15 protein-coding genes are annotated in these 19,112 nt (G+C 66.9%); 13 read left to right on the top strand and 2 right to left on the bottom strand.

Annotated features, from left to right (window positions below; all coding sequences use genetic code 11):
• Positions 1-14 precede the first annotated feature (14 nt).
• The 6 genes from HD883_RS07565 (at position 15) to HD883_RS07540 (ending at position 6,727) form a co-directional block, all read left to right on the top strand.
• Complete coding sequence (locus tag HD883_RS07565; protein ID WP_179586790.1) at positions 15-656, top strand: alpha/beta hydrolase; 642 nt, start codon at positions 15-17, stop codon at positions 654-656.
• Between the two features lie 95 nt (positions 657-751).
• Positions 752-3,844 (top strand): sensor histidine kinase, encoded by a 3,093-nt coding sequence (locus HD883_RS07560; RefSeq protein ID WP_179586792.1) that lies wholly within the window; start codon positions 752-754, stop codon positions 3,842-3,844.
• A complete protein-coding gene (locus HD883_RS07555; protein WP_179586794.1) occupies positions 3,841-4,473 on the top strand; it encodes a response regulator in 633 nt (210 codons plus the stop codon). The genes HD883_RS07560 and HD883_RS07555 overlap by 4 nt, the downstream gene beginning before the upstream one ends.
• A gap of 107 nt (positions 4,474-4,580) precedes the next feature.
• Positions 4,581-5,156 carry a helix-turn-helix transcriptional regulator gene (locus HD883_RS07550; protein ID WP_179586796.1) on the top strand — a complete coding sequence of 192 codons (576 nt, stop codon included), beginning with the start codon at positions 4,581-4,583 and terminating at the stop codon, positions 5,154-5,156.
• A gap of 43 nt (positions 5,157-5,199) precedes the next feature.
• A complete protein-coding gene (locus HD883_RS07545) occupies positions 5,200-6,066 on the top strand; it encodes an SDR family oxidoreductase (protein WP_179586799.1) in 867 nt (288 codons plus the stop codon).
• 73 nt (positions 6,067-6,139) lie between these two features.
• Entirely contained in the window at positions 6,140-6,727 is a 588-nt protein-coding gene (locus HD883_RS07540; RefSeq protein WP_179586801.1) for a DUF4142 domain-containing protein, read from the top strand.
• A gap of 27 nt (positions 6,728-6,754) precedes the next feature.
• Here the strand turns inward: HD883_RS07540 and HD883_RS07535 are convergent, their stop codons facing one another.
• On the bottom strand, positions 6,755-8,086 hold the full coding sequence (locus HD883_RS07535) for an erythromycin esterase family protein (RefSeq protein ID WP_257022031.1): 1,332 nt from the start codon (positions 8,084-8,086) through the stop codon (positions 6,755-6,757).
• Between the two features lie 392 nt (positions 8,087-8,478).
• On the opposite strand from HD883_RS07535, the gene HD883_RS07530 reads away from it, so the two are divergent.
• From HD883_RS07530 to HD883_RS07515, 4 genes are all read left to right on the top strand, one after another.
• The gene (locus HD883_RS07530; RefSeq protein WP_179586805.1) at positions 8,479-9,447 is read left to right on the top strand and encodes a Bug family tripartite tricarboxylate transporter substrate binding protein; all 969 of its coding nucleotides are present in this window, start codon (positions 8,479-8,481) and stop codon (positions 9,445-9,447) included.
• 14 nt (positions 9,448-9,461) lie between these two features.
• Positions 9,462-11,165 carry a GMC family oxidoreductase gene (locus HD883_RS07525; RefSeq protein ID WP_179586807.1) on the top strand — a complete coding sequence of 568 codons (1,704 nt, stop codon included), beginning with the start codon at positions 9,462-9,464 and terminating at the stop codon, positions 11,163-11,165.
• Complete coding sequence (locus HD883_RS07520; protein WP_179586809.1) at positions 11,162-12,616, top strand: aldehyde dehydrogenase family protein; 1,455 nt, start codon at positions 11,162-11,164, stop codon at positions 12,614-12,616. The genes HD883_RS07525 and HD883_RS07520 overlap by 4 nt, the downstream gene beginning before the upstream one ends.
• A 153-nt stretch (positions 12,617-12,769) precedes the next feature.
• Entirely contained in the window at positions 12,770-13,663 is an 894-nt protein-coding gene (locus HD883_RS07515) for a TIGR04222 domain-containing membrane protein (RefSeq protein WP_179586811.1), read from the top strand.
• Here the strand turns inward: HD883_RS07515 and HD883_RS07510 are convergent.
• Complete coding sequence (locus HD883_RS07510; RefSeq protein ID WP_179586813.1) at positions 13,576-14,349, bottom strand: 2OG-Fe(II) oxygenase; 774 nt, start codon at positions 14,347-14,349, stop codon at positions 13,576-13,578. The two genes, HD883_RS07515 and HD883_RS07510, sit on opposite strands and share 88 nt — an antisense overlap.
• A 153-nt stretch (positions 14,350-14,502) precedes the next feature.
• Between HD883_RS07510 and HD883_RS07505 the strand changes: the two genes are divergently transcribed.
• From HD883_RS07505 to HD883_RS07495, 3 genes are all read left to right on the top strand, one after another.
• Positions 14,503-16,191 carry a phosphoethanolamine transferase gene (locus HD883_RS07505; RefSeq protein ID WP_257022030.1) on the top strand — a complete coding sequence of 563 codons (1,689 nt, stop codon included), beginning with the start codon at positions 14,503-14,505 and terminating at the stop codon, positions 16,189-16,191.
• Positions 16,192-16,318: 127 nt separating this feature from the next.
• The gene (locus HD883_RS07500; protein ID WP_179586815.1) at positions 16,319-16,930 is read left to right on the top strand and encodes a glutathione S-transferase family protein; all 612 of its coding nucleotides are present in this window, start codon (positions 16,319-16,321) and stop codon (positions 16,928-16,930) included.
• A 72-nt stretch (positions 16,931-17,002) separates the two neighbouring features.
• Positions 17,003-19,105, top strand: a complete 2,103-nt coding sequence (locus HD883_RS07495) for a TonB-dependent receptor family protein (protein WP_179588689.1) — start codon at positions 17,003-17,005, stop codon at positions 19,103-19,105.
• Positions 19,106-19,112: the final 7 nt, after the last annotated feature.

Here is a 19,112-nt window from a genome sequence, read left to right as displayed (position 1 = left end):
GGCACGGCCGCGTCATGAGCCGGACCGTGCTGTTCATCCACGATGCGGGCGCCTCGCCAGCCGTCTGGTCGTCGTTCGTCCGGCGCTATGCCGCGTGCGGCTATCAATGCCATGCGCCGGCCTGGCCCGTGGCCGGCCCGCACGATCCGGGCGGCGTGCCGTGCCTGGCCCGCCTCATCGCGGCGCACGCCGCCTTCGCGCGGACCTTGCCGGAGCCGCCGCTGCTGATCGGACATGGCATCGGTGGCCTGATCGTGCAGGTGCTGCTCGATCACGGCATCGGCGCCGCGGGCATCGCCATTGCGCCGTTCACCTCGGGCGGCGGATGGCGGGGCCTGCTGGCCTTCCTGCGCGGCGTGACCTTCGCCGATCGCAGGTGGGCGCGCCTGTTCCGCCAGGCCGCCTTCAGCCGCGACGCGTTCATTGCATTCGACAACGATCATCGCGCGCCGCTGCTGCTCATCACGGCCGAAAATGACCGTACTATCGGAGCCGGCGCTGTCGCGGCGACCTATCGGCAGCATCGTCTGTCGATCGCCGCCACGGCATTCCGACGCTTTCCCGGGCGCAGCCACTGGCTGATCGCCGAGCCCGGCTGGGAAGCCGTCGCCGATGACGGAATGCAATGGTTTCAGCAACAATCCGGTCGATCCTGACAACTGCCGCTTGCCTGCCTGGCCAGCGGCGGCGGGTCCGTGCGTCCGGGCTCGGCATGCTGTCGCTGCGGTCCTGCTTGGCCGCGCTCTGCCTGATGGTTGTCACCCTCAACGTATTCGCCCGCGGCTTTGACGATCTGGAACATCGGCGGTGGGCCGCGGCCGATGGCGGGCCGAGCCAGGTCGGCGCACTGGCGCAAACGTCCGACGGCTATCTGTGGCTGGGCACCAATGCGTCGCTGTACCGGTTCGATGGCTTCCGTTTCACGTCCTACCAGCCCACCGCGGGTGCGCCGCTGGGCATTGTGTCGTCGCTGCTCGCAACCGGTGGGGGTCTGTGGATAGGCGAGCGGGCGGGCGGCATGGCCTTCCTGGCCGATGGCGTGCTGCGCCGTTATGGACCGCGGGAAGGCGTGCCGGACGGCGTGGTGTACGGCCTGGCGCAAGGCAAGGACGGCGCGATCTGGGCGGCGGTCAATGATGGGATGGTGCGGCACGAGCAGGGGGCATGGCGGCCGGTGGGCAAGGACTGGGGCTTGCCTGGACGCTACAGCCGCGCGGTGTTCGTGGACCGCGACGGCGCCGTGTGGGCGGCGGATGAATCGGCGCTGTTCTATCTGCCACCGGGCGCACGGCGCTTTGTTGCGACCGGCGTTGCCGTCGATTGGGCAAGCCAGATGGTGCAGACGCGCGATGGCGCCGTGTGGGTCGCCGAAAGGTATCGCGGCGTGCTGCACGAAGTGCGCAGGCAGGCAGCGGCATCGCCGGCGGCATCATCCCCGGCATCGTCGGCGGCATCATCCGCGGCATCAACAGACTCGGCCGGCTTGCGGTTCACCGTGCGTGACGTGCCGGTCGGGCAGGGCGTGAACGGCATGCTGACCGACCGGGAGGGCGCGCTGTGGGTCAGCACGGCGGGGCAGGGCGTGATCCGCATCGATCCCGACGACACGCATCGATGGACCGGGACGGTGCGCGCCGAGCCCGGCGCGACCCCTGCCGGCGTTGCCACGTTTGGCGCGCGCGATGGTCTGAGCGCCGATTCGATCTGGCCCCTGCTTGAAGACCGCGAAGGCAATGTGTGGGCGGGCACCAGCCGGGGGCTGGACCGCTTCCGCCGGCGCGCCTTGATGCCGGCGGGCTTTCCCACGGACGCGCTGAACGTGGCCCTGGCTGCCGGTGGCGACGGCGCGTTATGGGCCGGGGCCAGCAGCCGCGCCGCCATGCGCCTGCACGACGGCAGGCTGGAAACACTGTCGGCGCCCGCACCACTGACCAGCGCCATGACCGACCGGACCGGCGGGGTCTGGATGGGTGGGCCCGGTGGCATCTGGCGGTCGCAGGGATCGCACCTGGAACGCGTGGCCGGCTTGCCCTCGCAGGCGGCGCCGGATTCGTCGGTGCGTGCCATGGCGCGGGATCCTGCCGGGCGCTTGTGGGTGTCGATCAATCGGGCGGGGCTGTTCGTGCTGGAAGACGGGGTGTGGACGCGTCACCCGTCGCCCACCACCCGCCCCAGTCAACGCATGCCGGTCACCGCGTCGACCGACCGGGAAGGCACGTTGTGGTTCGGGTATCGCGACAACCTGATCGTCACGCGGGATGCGGTGGGCGACCGGTCATGGGGCGCGCCCGATGGCCTGAACGTCGGCCACATCACCGCCATGGCGCATGGAGACGGCAAGACCTGGATCGGCGGGCAGTACGGCGTCGCGCTGTTCGACGGCACGCGCTTCCACGAGGTGCTGCGGCCCGCCAACGATGCCTTCGACAACGTGTATGCGCTGATCCTGATTCCCGGCAAGCCTGGCGAGCCGGGCGCGGGCGACCTGTGGATCCAGGCCAAGGCGGGCATCTTCCATGTACCTGCCGCGGACGTCGCCGCCGCGCTGGCCGATCCCCGCACGCCCATCCGCTACCGGTCGGTGGACCGGACAGGCGGCCTCGCCAATGACCCGTATCAGGTCCTGCCCCTGCCCACGGGGGTACGCGCCGCCGATGGCCACTTGTGGTTTTCGACGAGCAGCGGCGTCGTCGGCATCGACCCGGCGCAGCGCCAGCCTGCCGACACCGGGCCTACCGCCGTCATCGAAACGCTGAGCGCCGATGGCGTCTCGCTGTCCACCCGGCATGCCCTGGATCTGCCCGCCGACACCCGCCGCATTCTTGTCGACTACACCGCGCTCAGCCTGTCGTCGCCCGAAAGCCTGCAGTTCCAGTACCGCCTGGACGGCTACGATCGCGAATGGCAGGACGTGGGTTCGCAGCGGTCCGCCATCTTCACGGGCCTGGGTGCGGGCACCTACCTGTTCCGGGTGCGGGCCTTTGACAAGGACGGGCTGCCCAGCGCGGCCGAAGCCACCTTGCCGTTCACGGTGGCGCCGGTCTTCTATCGGCAATGGGCTTTTCTGCTGTTCGTGGGCGCGGTGCTCAGTACACTGCTCTGGCTGATGTACCGCATGAACCTGAGGCGATCGGCCGATCAATTGCGCGCACGGCTTGAAGAACGGTATGCCGAACGCGAACGTATCGCCCGCGAACTGCATGACACGCTGCTGCAGGGCGTGCAGGGGCTGATGCTGCGGTTCCAGGCCGCCGCCGACAAGCTGCCGGCGGATGCGGCCGCGCGGGTTGATCTGGAACGTGCGCTGGACCGCGCCGATCAGGTATTGATCGAAGGCCGGGATCGCGTGCGGGACCTGCGCCGCCAGCCGGCCGATGACCACGACGACCTTGCTGCCGTGCTGGCCCGCCTGGCCGATGATCGCGTGCAGCCGGGCCAGCCGACCCTGCATGTGGGCGTCGAAGGCCTGCCCGTGCCCTTGCACCCGATGGTGCGCGACGAAGCCGAGCGCGTCGCCCGCGAAGCCGTGGCCAATGCGTGTACGCATGCCCACGCGACGCGCATCGATGTCGTCATGATCTACACATCTCGGGTCTTCGAGCTGCGGGTGGATGATGATGGACGCGGCATCGACCCCGCCTGGTTGACGCCGCGCGGCCGCCCCGAACACTGGGGCCTGCGCGGCATGCACGAACGCGCCGAGCGCATCGGTGCGAGCCTGGTCCTGCGCAGCGCGCCCGCGACAGGCACCCAGATCCGTTTTTGCGTGCCGGCGTCTCGCGCCTATCGCAAGGATCCGGACCGGCGTCCCCCCTTACCTTTATCCGGAGTGTCCGACACGTGACCGCGACTGCATCTCCCATCCGCGTGCTGGTCGTCGATGACCATCCCTTGCTGCGCGAAGGCATTGCCGCCGTGCTTGCCGGCCAACCCGACATGGCCTTGGTGGGCGAGGCCTGTGATGGCAACGAGGCCGTCAGGCGCCATGCCGAGCTTCAACCCGATGTGACGCTGATGGACCTGCAGATGCCGGGCGCCGACGGCATCCATGCCATCCGCGCCATCCGCGCCATGTCGCCCGATGCCCGCATCGCCATCCTGACCACCTATCGGGGCGACGTGCGCGCGTTGCACGCGATCGAAGCCGGCGCGCAGGGCTACCTGCTCAAAAGCGCGCTGCGCAAGGAACTGATCGAAGCCATCCGCACACTGGCCGCGGGCCGCCGCTACTTCCCGGCCGAAATCGCCGCCGAACTGGCCAACCACATCGGCAAGGACAGCCTGACGCCGCGCGAAGTGCAGGTGCTGCAACTGCTGGCGGGCGGCTACGCGAACAAGCAGGCCGCGTCCGAGCTGGGCGTGTCCGAAGACACGATCAAGGGCCACGTCAGCAGCCTCATGGACAAGCTGGGCGCGGCCAATCGCACGCATGCCGTGGCGCTTGGCATCGAGCGGGGCATCATCGCCGTCTAGGGCTGCCGGCAGTCATTCCACCCCCCATTTGTGGGGGGTGGTTTCCCCCTAGGGTGGTGTGGGCGCGCCGGCCATAGCCGGGCATCATCGCTGTCGTACGGCCGCGCTTGTCGGTCGTCGTGCAAGGAGCGCGCAGCATGGGCCGAGAGCAAGCCAGCCTCCTCGAAAGAGGTGCCGACGATACGTTCGTCGACGACGTGGAAACCTTGCTGTCCGACGCGCAGGCCGTGCTGGGCACCAATGCCGCAGCCGCCTGCGAATACCTGGTCCGCGCGGTGGCCTTGCTGCGAGACTCGGCCGCCCACGATCCGGGGTCCGCAGCAACGCACCGGCCCCGCGGCCTGGCCTCCTGGCAGCTGAAACGATTGACGGCCCATATCGATACGAACCTCGGCGCCCGGCTGCGCACCGCCGATCTTGCCGCCGTTGCAGGATTGAGCGTCAGTCATTTTTGTCACGCGTTCAAAACGACGGTCGGCGTGCCGCCCGCCGCCTACGTGGGACGCCGCCGCATCGAAGCGGCCCGCGCCATGATCGAAGCAACCGACGAGCCTCTGACCCGCATCGCGCACCTGCATGGCTTTTGCGACCAGTCGCATTTCACGCGGACGTTTCGCCGCGAGCTCGGCATGGCGCCGCAGGCGTGGCGCCGATTGAAGGGGGCAGGGCAGTCGTTCGCTTGATGTATAACCTTAGGCCATGTCCGTACATACCTAGGAGAAATGCATGTCAGGCACAGTGACGTCCGTCCTTGCGATCGGCGCATCCGGCAAGAACGCAGGCTTTGTGGTTCCCGAACTGGCGCGGCGTGGGGTGACCGTGCGGGGCATGGTGCGCGATGCGGCAACGACACAGCGGGTGCTGGCGCAGGGGGCGGGCGAGGTTGTGGTGGGTGACCTGCGGGATCACGCCAGCCTGGTCGCCGCCATGCGGGGAATGGACGCGGTGTACTACATGGCCCCGGCATTTTTCCCTGACGAATCGGAAGTGGGCAAGGGCGTCGTGGCGGCCGCGGTGGAAGCCGGGGTGCGGCGCTTCGTTTTTTCCGGCGTCATCCACCCGATGCTGAGCCGCCTCGTCAACCACGCGGCCAAGCCGCCGGTGGAAGAAGCAATCATCGCATCGGGCATGGAATTCACGTTGCTGCAGCCTGCCGTCTTCTACCAGAACCTGTCGCACGCCTGGCACAAGGTGGTGGAGACGGGCGTGCTGGCCGAGCCCTGGGCGCTGACGACGCGGCACACCCGCGTGGACTACCGCGATGTGGCCGAGGTCGCCGCCATCGCCTGCACGAACGATACGCTGGTCAATGGCACCTTCGAGCTGGTCGCGACCCAGCCGATGACGCGTGGCGACGTGGCGGCCCTGATGGGCGAGGTGCTGGGCCGCGACGTGCGGGCGGACGTGCTGCCGGTCGACACGGCGGTGGCCCCGTTCCCACCCGCGCGCCAGGCGGCGATGGCAAAGATGTTTGCCTGGTATGACGAACATGGGCTGATGGGTAACCGCCTGGCCTTGCGCACGATCCTGGGCCGCGAGCCGCGGACGCTGCGGGCCTACTTCGAAGAACTGGCGGCCGCGCCGGCGCACTGAGAAGGCGCATCGCAGGCCGGGCCCGCAACTTGCTGAGCATGGATGAGTACCGATCTTATCTTTGGAGCACACCATGCGATTTACCCATGCGGTCCTGGGCGCGAGCGCGTCCTGCCTTGTCCTGATGTCATCGAGCCTGATGGCGCAATCGACCGCACCCGCCGGTTCGTCGGCCAGCAAGGCGCCCGCCGCGACCGCGTCGAAAGCGTCGGTCGAACTGTCGGCCGGCGACAAGCGCTTCCTGGAAAACACGGCGCAATCCGGCTATTCGGAAGTCGAGGGCAGCAAGCTGGCCCTGGAAAAAACCAAGAGCCCGAAGATCCGCGCCTATGCGCAGCGCATGATCAAGGATCACGGCGTCATGCAGAAGGACCTGGAAGCGCTGGCCAAGCGCAAGGGGTATGAACTGCCGACCGAGCCATCGCTGGCGCAGCGCGCCCAGCTCAAGGCACTGGGTGCACTGAGCGGCACCGAGTTCGAAAAGATGTATTCGAGCCATATCGCGATTGCCGGTCACGACAACACCGTGCTGGCTTTCCAGAACGCCACGACGCAGACCGAAGACAAGGACGTCCAGGCCTTTGCAAAGAAGCATATCGGCATGCTGCGTGACCACCTGGATGGCGCACGCCAGATCGGCCCGACCGACCACGGCATGTAAGTCACCCGCGCAAGGAGGTTTGGCCCGTCAGAGTCCTGACGGCCAGGTCTCCGCAGCGCCATCGCGGTGCTCGCCCGGCAAGGGCGTCACCGCATGCGTCTCGGCAATCCATACCATCGCATCGAACTGATCGGCCAGGCACGCACTGGCATAGTGGCTGAGCAGTTCGGTGTCCGGCCGATAGATAACGCCAATGAAGCGTTCCAGCCGCGACTTGGCAAGATAGTCGCGCAAGGGCCCGCGCCGCGCGGCCTGTAGATCGATCAGGAAGCGTGGCAGGCCTGTCTGGTGCAAGCAATGTTCGTGGCTGTCTTCACGGGACGGCAGCACCTGCTTGATTTCCATGGGTCCATCCCAGTCCGATGCCGCGGCCACCGTGCCGGTATGCGTGCTGAAACCGATCAGCACGGCTGCATCGCCATACCGTTCCCGGCACAGCTGCCCCAGATTGAATTCGTCGCGCCGCCGGCCCATGTCGGTCGCTGCAGCGTTGCCGATGTGCGAGTTGTGCGCCCAGACCACGGCCTTGGCGTCGGGCCCATTGGTCGAGAGCAGGGTGTCCAGCGTTTCGAACATATGGGTGTCGCGCAAATTCCAGCTGTGGGCGGATCCCTGGTACAGGGTGCGGTAGTACCTTTCGGCGGACGCCACCAGGCGTGCGTTCTGGGCGGCGTCGAAGTAGCGGGGATCCTTGCGGACATAGTCCATCCGTTTGTCCAGCAGCGCCTGCAGCTGCGCCAGCACCGGCGCTTCGCACGTGTCACGGGCGCGGTCCCATGCCGAGCTGGCGTACTGGACCGGGTCGTCTTGCCAGCGTTCCAGGCAGCTGTAGCGTTCGCGCGCTTCGGCCGCGGCGGCGGGATCGACTTCCTGCAGATAGGCCAGCACCGCTGACATCGAACTGGCCATGCTGTACATGTCGAGCCCGAAGAAGCCGGCTCGTTCGCCCAGCGGCCGGCTGGCGTTGAAGTCGTGGAGCCAGTCAACGAAATCGAGCACATCGGTATTGCGCCACATCCATTCCGGAAAACGGCTGAACGGTACCTGCCCATCGCGCAGCGCAGGGCGCTCGCGCACGTGCGCATCGATCACGGCGGCGTCAGGCCAGTCCGCTTCGACGGCAACCAGGCGAAAGCAGTGGGCCTCGATCAAGTGGCGGGTGATCGCGGCGCGGGCCTGATAGAACTCCGACGTGCCGTGACTGGCTTCGCCCAGCAGCACGACACGCGCATTTGCATAGCGATCAAACCATTCCTGGAACGTGGGCGAGTCGAAGTCGGCGAACGGCACGGCGGCTTCGCGAAGCAAGGCTTCGGGCCGCAACGAGGTGGCTGAGGAGGGGGAGGAAAAGTAGGACATGGGGCGTTCCTGCGATCGATAGCTTCGGGTCGCGGGCACGCATCCCGCATGCCTGGCGGGGCATGCCGACCGCAGATCCCACTGCGATGACGATAAATATATTGACGTGTCACAACCCGTATATTTATAGTGAACCCACTTCCTTGTCACCGGCCCGGGTGTTTTGCCCGGCCCGGCGACGCCACGCCGCAGCGGCCTTTCTGCCGCCTGCGGGACGCGCTTCATTCCTCTGTTCCGCCGGGTGCCTCCGGCAGTCTTCACCCTTTGTGCCTTGCTGCGCAGGCGTTCCTGCGCGTGTCCGACTTCGCTCCACACGGCAGTGCCATAAGAAAACTCCAGCACCACGGAGGAGACGATTGGGTATCCATGACTCGACGCATACGGGGAACACCATGAAAGTGACGCACTTCCTGAGCTTGTCCGCAACAATCTGCCTGCTGGCCGGCGCCACCTCGGTCCAGGCGCAATCCTGGCCGCAACGTCCCATCCGCTTCATCGTGCCGTTCGCCGCGGGCGGCAGCACCGACAGCATCGCGCGCATCACGGCCGAACGGCTGTCGGTCGCGCTGGGCCAGCCCGTCGTGCTGGAAAACAAGCCGGGCGCCAGCGGCCTGATCGCCGTGCAGACCGTGCAGCGCGCGCCCTCCGATGGCTACACGCTGCTGGTGGCCGCCATGCCGGTCATCGTGATCCTGCCCAAGATTTCGCCGGTCCCGTTCGATCCGCTCAAGGACTTCGTGCCGATCACCAACTTCGCGACCAACCCGTTCTTGCTCGCGGTGAGCAAGAACGTGCCCGTCAATACCGTGAAGGAACTGGTCGACTACGCCAAACCGCAGCCGGGCAAGCTCAACTTCGCGTCGGGCGGCTCGGGCAGCGTGTCGCACCTGTCGGGCGCCCTGTTCGTGAAGCGCGCCGAACTCGACATGATGCACATCAGCTACAAGGGCGACGTGCCTGCCGTGGCGGCCATGATCGCAGGCGACGTCACCATGTACTTCGGCAACGTGCCCGTGCTCGCGCCGCAAGCCAAGGCCGGCAACATCAAGCTGCTGGGTGTGACCAGCGACAAGCGGCTTCCGGAATTGCCGGATGTGCCGACGATTGCGGAGACCTACCCGGGCTTTCGCACACTGACCTGGAACGGCCTGATGGCGCCTGCCGGAACGCCCGCCGCCATCGTCGATCGCATCGCCATGGAAGTGAAAAAGATCGCCGCCGACCCGACCTATCAGGAACGCATGAAGCAGTTGGGCGTGCAGATCGTGGCCGATACGCCTGCTGAATTCCGCAAGGCCATCAGCGCCGACATCGATCTGTTCGCGGACGCGATCCGGTCGGCCAACCTCAAAGTCCAGTGAACGGGCGAACCCGCATGGGGACATCGGCCACGCTGTCCGCGCCCGGCGTGACGACCTACGATTACGTGATCGTGGGCGGTGGGTCGGCAGGTTGCGTGCTTGCCAACCGGTTGACGCAGGACGACGGCGTGACGGTGCTGTTGCTCGAAGCCGGGGGATGGGACAACGACCCCTTGATTCATATTCCCCTGGGCCTGGGCCGGATGCTGCAGAAGCGTTCGCACGACTGGGGCTACGCGAGCGAGGCGCAGGACGAGACGGCCGGCCGCCGCATCGAATGCGCACGCGGCAAGGTGATCGGCGGGTCGTCGTCCATCAACGCCCTGGCCTATGTGCGCGGCCATCGCAGCGACTTCGACCGGTGGGCCTCGCGGTATGGGCTGCCTGACTGGGACGCGGCGCACACGCTGCCGTACTTCCTGCAACTGGAAGACTGGCAAGGCCCGGCCAGCTCATGGCGCGGCAAAGGCGGGCCCATCACCACCCGCTATTCGACCTACCAGGATCCTTTGATCTCTTCGTATCTGGCCGCGGCGGGCGAAGCGGGACATACGCTGCGCGACGATCTGAATGGCGAGGTGCTCTCCGGCTTCGGGCGCTCGCAAGTCACCATCCGCGACGGCCGGCGTTGCAGCAATGCCGTGGCCTACCTGCGGCCCGCGATGAAGCGCCGGGGGCTGACCGTGCGCACGCATGCGCTGGCCACCCGCATCGAGTTGACGGGCGACCGTGCGACAGGGGTGGCCTACGTTCGTCATGGCAAGCACCATGTTGCGCAGGCGCGGCGCGAAGTGCTGCTGGCAGGCGGCGTGATCAACACGCCGCAATTGCTGATGCTGTCAGGGATCGGCGATCCGGCGCAGATGGCGCCGCATGGCATCGACACGCACACGGCGCTGCAAGGCGTCGGCCGCAATCTGCAGGACCACATCGCCGTGCTGCTGAGCTTTTCACGCAAGGCGGCCGGACCGTTTCCGGATCGCATGCGCGCCGATCGTGTGGTGAGCGACCTGGCGCGCGCCTGGTTGTTCGGTGATGGCGCGGCGACCAACGTGCCGGGGGGTGCAGCAGGCTATGAAGCCACGCGGCTCGGCCTGGAAGGACCCGATGTGCAGTATCTGCTGGCCGCCGCGCCGTTCCATGCGCAGCCCTGGCTGCGTCCGTGGCGCGCGCCGTTCGACGACGGCTTTGCGGTGCGGGTGGTGGCGCTGCATCCGGAAAGCCGCGGGCAGGTAACGCTGGCCAGCGCCGCGCCCGAGGACCTGGCCGTCGTCCACCAGAACTTCCTGTCGCACGACAATGAGTGGGCCAGCCTGCGCGCGGGCATCCGGTCGGTGCGCCGGATCATGGCCCAGCCTTCCCTGCAGGCCTTCGTGGGCGAAGAACGCATGCCGGGCCCCGGCTGCCTGGACGACGACGCGCTGAACGCGCACATCCGCAAGACGGCCATCACGGTCCACCATCCTTGCGGCACCTGCCGCATGGGCGCCCCGGACGATCCGGACGCGGTGGTCGATGCGCAGTTGCGCGTGCGTGGCGTGCAGGGCCTGCGCGTCGTGGACGCGTCGGTCATGCCCGACCTGATCGGTGGCAATATCAACGCGACGGTGACGATGATCGCCGAAAAAGCGGCGGACCTGATCCGCGGCCGCGCGCCGCTGGCGCCCTGGCTTCCCGAAGGCACGACGCCTTCGTCCCCACTGAGGAGAAACGCATGACATTCCCGACGGCAAAATTGCTGATCAATGGTGAGCTGGTGGGTGCCTCGGACGGCGCCGAGATGGACTCGGTGAATCCGTCCGATGAGTCGCTGCTGGGCCGAGCCGCGCATGCCACCGCCACCGATGTCGCGGACGCGGTCAAGGCGGGCGAGGCGGCCTGGCCGGCATGGCACGCGCTGGGCGTGGACCGCCGCGCCGAGGTGATGCGCACGCTGGCTGCGCGCATCCGCGACCGCAAGGAAGAGATCGCCCGCACCGAAACGCGCGACACCGGCAACCTGTACCGCGCCATGCTTGGCGATGTGGAACGTGCCGCCTCGCGCATCGAGTTCTATGCCGGCCTGGGTCACGCCATGACAGGCCATACCTATCCGGCCACGCCCAACCATATGCACCTGTCGGAGCGCGAACCGTTTGGCACCGTCGGCCGCATCGTGGCCTTCAATCATCCCTTCTATTTTCTGGCGTCGCGGGTTGGCGCGCCGTTGATCGCCGGCAATGCGATGGTGCTGAAGAGCCCGGATCAGGCGCCGCTGTCGGGCGGCATCTTTGCCGAGATCTGCCGTGACGTGCTGCCGCCCGGGGTGGTCAACATCATGCACGGCAGCGGCGCGCAGACGGGTGATGCGCTGGTGCGGGATCCCCGCGTGAAGCGGCTGGGCTTCATCGGATCGGTGGGCACGGCCAGGGCGATCCAGCGGTCGGCGGCCGAGGTGGCCATCAAGCACATCACGCTGGAGCTGGGCGGCAAGAACATGATGGTCGTGCTGCCCGATGCGGATCTGGACAAGGCCGCGGCGCTGGCCGTGGCCGGCATGAACTTCGAATGGCAGGGCCAGTCCTGCGGGTCGACCAGCTGCCTGATGCTGCACGAGTCGATCCACGATGCGGTGCTGGAACGCATCGTGGCCCGCATGAAAACAATCAACGTGGGTGATCCGTTTGAAAGCGGGTCGGGCATGGGTCCGCTGATCAGCGCCGCGCATCACGGCAAGGTCATGGCCGCGATCGACAAGGGCACGCAGCAGGGCGCCCGGCTGCGCGTGGGCGGCGAGCGGCCCGCGGGCAGCGCCTTTGCCAAGGGATATTGGGTCGCGCCGACGCTGTTCAGCGACGTCGATCCGGGCAGCGCCCTGGCGACCGAAGAAATCTTCGGACCGGTGCTGAGCGTGGTGCGCTGGTCCACTCCCGACGACGTGCTGAAGATGGATGCCGCCTCGTCGCTGGGGCTGACCGCGTCCGTCGTCGCCACCGACGTCAGCAAGGCCATGGCGTTCGCGCGCCGGCTGCGCGTGGGCTACGTGTGGATCAATTGCGTCGGCCCGCACTACACCGGCGTGCCGTATGGCGGCTTCAAGAACAGCGGCGTCGGCCGCGAAGAAGGACTGGAAGAAATCCTGAGCTACACGGATCTGAAGTCCATCACGATCGCCGTGCCGGCGTTGTGATGGGGCGGGCCACCGCTTTCGGATGAGGCTGTTCGATGGACGGCCCAAAGCCGGATGCAGGATGGGCGGGCGTAGGCATGCGGTTTACGCTGCAAGGGTCGGGTAAGTCGCGGTGTGCGGTTGCCCTTATTGCCCGCTCTCGGGAGCCGCCCCATGCCTGCCCAATCTGTCCTGCACCCCGCTGTCCAAACCCCGTCTTCCTTGGGGTCGTCGCCCCTTACCCTGCCGGTCCTGCGCGATCCGTATTCGGTCGCCTACCTGCGCGGGGGCGCGGCCGACGCCGTTCGCACGGCCATCTTCGTTCTGCTTGAACGCGGCGCGCTGATCCAGTCCGGACCCATGCTGGTGCGCGCCCGCCGCATCGACGCCTTCGGGCTGCGGCCGCTGGAACGCCGCGTGCTGGACCGCTACAGCGTGCCGCATACCCTGGGCACCGTGCTGCATGACATTCCCTTCCTTGAACACGCGACGGCCGACTGCGATGCCACGTTGAAGGCCGCGGGCCTGCTGGACCGTCGCCCTCCGCCCGACCTGGCGACGCAGCGCGCGTTGCGGTGGGCGCTGGTCGGCTTGCTCGGTCTGTTTGCTGTCGGGATTGCCTGGATGTCGCTGGGCTGGATGGCCAGCATCTGGACGGGCGCCGCGGCGCCTTCAGGTGGCGGCACGGTCGTGGGCCTGGCCGGCTGGACCGCGCAGGCCGCGGCCAGTCTGCCGCTGGCTGCCACCGCCTATCTGATGTTGAAGCCGGCGCGGCGGCGGGTGACCCGTGCCGGGCGCGCGGCGCTTGCCGACGTCACGGAGCAGCACCGGTTCCGGCTGGCGCTCGGCCCGCAGGAACATGCCGGGATGGACGATGCCTTGTGGCTGGCGGCGGTGGTCGGGGTGGGCGCCTTGCCTGCCGATCATTACCCGGCGGTGGACGTCGTCATGGCCCGTGCCGCCGGCACGCAGCCGGCGTGTCAGCGCAACACGCGATCCAGCAGCCCGCGCACCCCGCCGCGTCGCTTGTCGGGCGTCTCGAACACCACATTGAACAGCCTGCGATAACTATTGGCCGGACAGGTCAGCGCACGAACGCCGTGCCAGGCATCCGCGGTGTTCTTGAACAGGAAGCTGCGGTTGTCGCGAATGTCCATCGCGACCTCGCCCCGGAAATCCCCGAAGTCGGGATTCATGGCGGGCACCTGCTTGCCGTCCAGGGCCAGGATGCTGCCCCCCCATTCTTCGCGCCAGTCTTCCTTCGTATTGAAGTAGAAGATGTGCGTGCCGACCTTGTCGCGCGCGTCCAGATGCGGTGACACCTCGGACCCGGTCGTTCCGACATGCCAGGCGAACCGCGTGACGATGCGGTCGGTGCCCAGCGCCTTCACGATGAAGCGGCGGTAGGTTTCGTCCGTTTTCAACTCTTCAATGAATGCCTGCCAGACGTCCGGCAGGCGATCGTGCGTGGTGTTGCCCGTGTCGCCGGTCAAGCCGTAATCCCCTTTGCCCTGCCGGTGGTAGATCGACGTTTCGTACGCCAGGTAATAGCGATCGTGCGGGCGCTGGCCATGGCTGCGCACCAGACCGTCGTGGCGCTCGAACGCGGTCAGCGGCGGAAAGGTGGCGTTGAGTTCGGCAAAGGCATCGTCCGTCAGCATCTGGCGGAAGTCGGCCCACGGGAAGGCGGGGCTGGTGGCAAGGCGTTGGGCCTCGGCATCGGTCAGGGCGGAATCACGAAGAAAGCGGGGCATGGCGGCAACCGGAAAAAAGCAGGCCTGCTGATCATAATCCCGGCGCGCAGGGGCAGGCCGATCGCACATGTCGAATTTGTGTCGAATCTGGATGAGCCAAAATTCGACACCGCTTCCGGAGAATGCATCGGGTTGTGTTCCCTTGAGCCCGTCATGCCGTCGTCCCTTCCACTTGCCTTGCCCCTGTCCGGCCTGCGCGCCGCTGCGCATGCTACCGCGCGCCGCGTCGATGATGCCTTGACGGCGCCCCGGTCGCCCCGGCGGATCGTGCTGTGGTTGACCCTATGGTTGATGGTGTCCTCCAACTGGACCCTGTGGCTGAGCATTTCGCGCCTGAGCGGTACCGGGGGGGCAGCCTTGCAGGCCCTGGCGGCCATGGCCGTGCTGGTCGGGGGCGCAACCGCGGCCATGCTGGCGCTGACCGCGTGGCCGCGCGGCATGAAGCCGCTCTGGTTCGCGGTCGTGCTGATCGCAGGGTTCGCGCAGCACTACATGCTGGCCTACCACGTGGTGATGGATCCCACGATGATGGTGAACGTCATGCAAACCGACATGCATGAAGCGCGCGACATGCTGAGCGCCCGCCTGGTGGTGGACGTGCTGCTGGTGGCGGGGCCGGCGGCCTGGGCGTTGTGGCGTGTGCGCATCGCACCCGCCCATGCGTGGACCCATGCCTGGCGCAACGCCGTGCTGCTGGTGGCCGCGCTGACGGTGGGACTGGCGGCAGGGCTGCTTGGCTTTCGTGTGCTCGGCCCGTTGATGCGCAACAACGTCGAACTGCGTTACACGGTCAATCCGCTGTCCAGCCTGTATTCGACGATCAAGCAGGCGTCCGACTCCGTGCGCAGCAAGGGGCCGCTCGCCATCGTGAGCGGCGACGCGGCCTTGGGGCCGACGTACGTGGGCAATGCGCGGCCACCCCTGTTCGTGCTGGTGGTCGGCGAGACGGCTCGGGGCGACCATTTCAGCCTGAACGGGTATGGCCGCCTGACCAATCCGCGGCTGGCGCAAGCCGGCGTGCTGAGCTGGACCCATCTGCAATCCTGCGGCACCAGCACGGCGGCATCCGTGCCCTGCATGTTCTCGCCGCTGGGCAAGACAGGCTTCGAGGCACGCAAGAACGACACTGAAAATCTGCTTGATGTGCTGTCGGCCTCGGGCCTGGCGGTGCTCTGGGTCGACAATCAGTCGGGCTGCAAGGGCGTATGCGCGCGGGTGCCAACGGCATCGACCACCTGCAATGCCGACGAATGCCTGGATGACTTCCTGCTGAATGGGCTGGATGCCCGTATCGCCGCGCTGCCTGCCGAACGGCGCGCCCGCGGGGTGGTGGTCGTTCTCCACCAGATGGGCAGCCATGGTCCGGCGTACAGCCACCGGTCGGGTCCGTCGTCCAAGCACTTCCTGCCGGAATGCCGGAACGTGACGCTGTCGGCCTGTACCCATGACGAGTTGGTCAATGCCTTTGACAACAGCATCGTGGCCACCGATGCCATGCTGGCCGACACCATTGTCTGGTTGCGCGGTCAATCGGCGCACTTCGACACCGGCATGCTGTATGTCAGCGACCATGGCGAATCGCTGGGCGAAAACGGCCTGTACCTGCATGGCATGCCCTATGTGTTCGCACCCGATGAGCAGAAGCACGCGGCCATGATCGCGTGGCTGAACGGTGGCCTGGCGGCTCGGACCGCGGTGCGGGCCGAATGCGTGGCGCAGGGCCTGGGCCAGCCCGTGACGCACGACGTGATGTATCACACGGTATTGGGCCTGATGGACGTGCGCAGCGCCACCTATCGGCCGTCGCTGGATGTGCTGGAGGCGTGCCGCAGCGCGGGGTGAGGGCTGCAGGAAGGGCCAGGGGCCGGCGCCCGGGTTTTACACCTGGTTGCGCCGTCAGGGGCGATGGCCGTGCGAGGATAGCGCCTGCCGGCCCTGCGCCCCTGTATTGCCTTGAAGGAAGTGCCCCATGATTGAAGTTCACCATCTGAAAGAGTCCCGCTCGCGCCGGATCACCTGGCTGCTTGAAGAGCTGGGCCAGCCCTATACCGTGATCAGCTACGACCGCGATCCGGCCACGCGGCTCGCACCCCCCGAACTGAAAGCGATCAGCCCGCTGGGCAAGGCCCCGGTGATTCGTGATGGCGGCCGTGTGCTGTTTGAGTCTGGCGCCATCATCGACTACCTGGTCCGCCGCTACGGCGCCGGCCGCCTGGCGCCGGCGATCGACAGCGACGATTACGACCGCTACATGCAGTTTCTTCAGTATGCGGAAGGATCGGCCATGTTGCCGGTCATGCTCAAGCTGTATGTGGGCCGCCTGAAGGAAGCCGGCGCGCCCCTGCATCCGCGCATCGAAAGCGAAATCGACAATCACATCGGCTTCATCAATGATGAGCTGGGCAAGCGCGACTACATTGCCGGCGATGACTTTTCCGCCGCCGACGTGCAGCTGTCCTTTGTGGTGCAGCTTGCGCTGCAGTTCTATGGCAAAGACAAGTGGCCCAATGTGACGGCGTATGTGGACCGCCTCGAAAGCCGTCCTGCCTACCAGAAGGCCCTTGCCGAACACGGCGCATGATCGGGTAATCAAGAGATCAGGTAATCAAGAGTGACTACGACGAAGGTTCGGGCAGGGATCGCCTTGCCCGTGATGTGTTTCGGGGTGGCGGTGGCGCCATCCCTGCAGGCCGCCGATGCGCCTGCCGTGTTGGCTCCCGTGGTGGTGACGACGTCGCGCACCGAGGCCTTGTTGAAGGATGTTCCCGCGTCCGCCAGCGTGGTCGATGGCGAGACCATGCGCGACATGCGCCCGCAGATCAACCTGTCGGAAAGCCTGGGCGCGGTGCCCGGGCTGCAGATCCAGAACCGCCAGAACTACGCGCAAGACCTGCAGATCTCGATCCGCGGTTTTGGTGCGCGGTCGACGTTCGGCATTCGCGGACTGCGGGTGTACGTGGACGGCATTCCGGCCACCTTGCCCGACGGGCAGGGCCAGACATCGAACATCGACATTTCGTCGGCGGACCGGGTCGAGATCCTGCGCGGGCCGTTCTCGGCCCTGTACGGCAATTCGTCAGGCGGCGTGATGCAGGTGTTCACGCAGGACGGCAAGGGACCGCCCACGCTGGGCGCGTCGTTTTCGGCAGGCAGCTATGGCACCTGGCGCTACGGGCTGAAGGCGACTGGCGAAGTCGGTACGGCAGGTCGCGCCGGCCAGTTCGACTACGTGCTCGACGTGAACCGCATGACGACCGAGGGTTATCGCGATCACAGCGCAGCCCGCAAGAATCTGGCAAACGCGCGGCTGGGCTGGCGGCTCGATGACGACAGCACCCTGACGATGACGCTGAACAGCGTCGATCTGACCGCGCAGGATCCGCTGGGCCTGACGCGCGGCCAGTTCGACACGTCACCTGGGTCCGCGGCGCTGGCGCAGCAGTACAACACCCGCAAGACGGTGTCGCAGACGCAGGGCGGCCTGCTGTACGAACGCCGCATCGATGCTGACAACGACTTTCGCGCCATGCTGTATTACGGGTCGCGGTCGACGACGCAATATCAATCGATCCCGCCTGCGGCCCAGCTCAACCCGACGCAGGCCGGCGGTGTGATCGATCTGGATCGCGACTACGGCGGGGCCGACGTGCGCTGGACGCATCGCCGCACGATGGGCGGCCGCCCGGTCGTGCTGATCGCAGGCCTGGCCTACGATTCGCTGGCCGAGCGCCGCAAGGGCTACAACAACTTCACGGGAACGGGCGCGCAGCAGGTGGTCGGTGTCATGGGCGCGCTGCGTCGCGACGAAGACAACACCGTCAGCAATCTGGATCCGTACGTGCAGGCGTCGTGGCAATTCCTGGACAAGTGGACACTGGAAGGCGGGCTGCGGTACAGCACCATCCGGTTCAAGTCGGACGACAACTACATCGTCGGCGTCAACGGCAATGACAGCGGCAGCACGCGCTTTCGCAAGGCCTTGCCTGTGGCGTCCTTGCGGTATGCGGCCACCGACACATTGAACCTGTATGCGACCGCGGGGCGGGGGTTTGAGACCCCCACGCTCAACGAGTTGTCGTACCGGCCTGACCAGACGCCGGGGCTCAACTTCGCGCTGCAACCGGCCACCAACACCACGGTCGAAGTCGGCGCGAAGTCGACGGTGGCTGGCGGTCTGTTGACGGCCGCGCTGTTCCGCACCACGACCGACGACGAAATCGTGACGGCGTCCAACAACAATGGTCGCGCCACGTTCCAGAACGCCGGCCGTACGCGGCGGCAGGGTGTCGAGCTGGGATGGGACGGCTACTTTTACGATCAATGGCGTGCCCAGGTGGCCTACACCTGGCTCGATGCGCAATATCGTGACACGGTGTGCGCGGTGGCGCCGTGCGCCACGCCGGCCATCACGTCCGGGGCGCGCATGCCCGGCGTGGCGCGCCAGTCGGCCTTTGCATCGGTAGGATGGGTGCCGCCCAAAGGCTTTCGCGCCACGGTCGAAGGGCGCTACCTGAGCAAGGTGTTCGTTGACGATCGCAACACCGACGCATCGCCGTCGTACATGGTGGCGGCCCTGGCCGCGGGCTATGTGACCAGCGCCGGCCCCTGGCGGCTGAACCTGTCTGCCCGAGTGGACAATCTGTTCGACCGCCGCTACGCTGGGTCGGTGATCGTCAACGAGTCCAATGGACGGTACTTCGAGCCGGCGCCCGGCCGCAATTGGATGGTGGGCGGCGGGGCGACCTATACGTTCTGAACTTTCT

Origin of the sequence: Pigmentiphaga litoralis (assembly GCF_013408655.1) — a bacterium.
Classification (GTDB): Bacteria; Pseudomonadota; Gammaproteobacteria; order Burkholderiales; family Burkholderiaceae_B; genus Pigmentiphaga; species Pigmentiphaga litoralis_A.
The sequence above is the reverse complement of the archived record's forward strand: the minus strand, read 5'-3'. Positions and strand labels throughout refer to the sequence as shown.